Genomic DNA, 1,462 nt, shown 5'->3' with positions numbered 1-1,462 from the left:
CAATGCCGTTGCATTACGGGTCTGTGGGTTGGGGTCTTGTGATGAGGATGGCTGCGGTGCCGGTGCGGGTGGCCTGGGGCCAGGCGTGGTGTTCAGCCCGTTTGAGCCGGTAGTTGGACATCTTGCGTTTGACGACTCGGGGCTGGCTGCGGAGCCGTCTGGCGGGCAGGAGTCGTTCCAGGAGGTCCTGCTGGAGCGTCACCAGGGCTCTGACCAGGAGGTCAGGGGGAAAAGCTGCCCGGCGTGACGGTCACACTGCGCCGGGCAGAGCGCAGGGTTTCGGTGAAGGAGACCCGGTCGGGGTCCAGGCCACGGGTGGCGGCCGTTCTCAGCATGAGTTCGCGCAGGGCGTGGTGGACCAGCAGGTGTGCCCAGATCTGCTGGCGGACACCATCGGGGGTTTTGCTGCTGAGGACGACACGTGCGCCGCGCTGGTGGGTTTTGATCTCGGCGAAGACGGACTCGATCTCCCAGCGTTCGCGGTAGAGCGCGGCCAACTGCCGGGCCGGATACTGTCGGGCGTCCAGCAGGGTGGTGACCAGGCGGTAGCCGTCAGCAGCGCCCGCACCCACCTGGCCCTTGAGCTGGTAGGACAGGACCCGCACGGTGACCGGTTCACGGCGGGCAGGGCCGCTGCTTGCCCGGATCTGTGAAAGCCATGACCCGTCCCGGAACTGCTTGTTCACCGGCAGGACGCGGTTGGCGGGCACCCGCCACAGCAGATCGGCGCCGGTGGCGGTGAAGGCCTGCCACAACGGGACACCGAGGAACTCGCGGTCGGCCAGGACGAGCTGGCCCGGACCGACCGAACGGGGCAGGCGGCCGACCAGGGTGACTTCCCCGGTGCGGCAGCCGGCCAGTTCCGCGTCCAGCACCGCATGACTGCCCACCTCCACCAAAGCAGCCATCCGCACCTGCGGGAACGCGCTCTTGTCCGGCCCACGGCCGTTGCCCGGGCGCCCGAAGGCGGCCTCGTTGGCTTCGCTGTCCGCGACGTCCCAGCAGGTCCCGTCCACCGCCAGCAGCCGCAGTCCCCGCCAGAACGCACCGGGCGTCGCCTCGGTGGCCATCGGCTTGGCGGTGGTGGCGAACAGCACCCGCAGCGGCTCGCAGCCCAGCCGCTGCCGGGCCCGGAACAGCGAGGACTTCGCCGGCACATGCCAGCCACTCAGCAGCCCCTGGCCCCGCAGACCCTCCACCAGGTGCCGCATCACTTCCAGATACGGAGCCGGAGAAAACAGCGCCAGCCCCAGCACGAAATACACCACCAGCCTCGCGGGAAGCAGCCGTTTGCGTTGCTCCGCGCACCCGCAAGCCGCGACCACCCGATCCACCAACCCTGGCGGATACACCCAGGTCAACAGCCCCAGACCCGATAACTCAGACACGCGCCCAGACACCCGACCACCCCCTGGGACCACTACCCAGGAACCTACGCCCGAGGCCTAAAACAACGGCATTG

General features: G+C 68.8%; 1 protein-coding gene. It reads right to left on the bottom strand.

The window, feature by feature from the left end:
• Positions 1-221: 221 nt before the first annotated feature.
• Positions 222-1,388: an IS4 family transposase gene (locus ABZV42_RS42210; protein WP_356057566.1), complete on the bottom strand. Its 1,167-nt coding sequence runs from the start codon at positions 1,386-1,388 to the stop codon at positions 222-224.
• Positions 1,389-1,462: the final 74 nt, after the last annotated feature.

It is taken from the genome of Streptomyces sp. NPDC005281, from assembly GCF_040607495.1.
Classification (GTDB): domain Bacteria; phylum Actinomycetota; class Actinomycetes; order Streptomycetales; family Streptomycetaceae; genus Streptomyces.
Note: the sequence above shows the minus strand (reverse complement) of the source record. Positions and strands in the feature narration are given on the sequence as shown.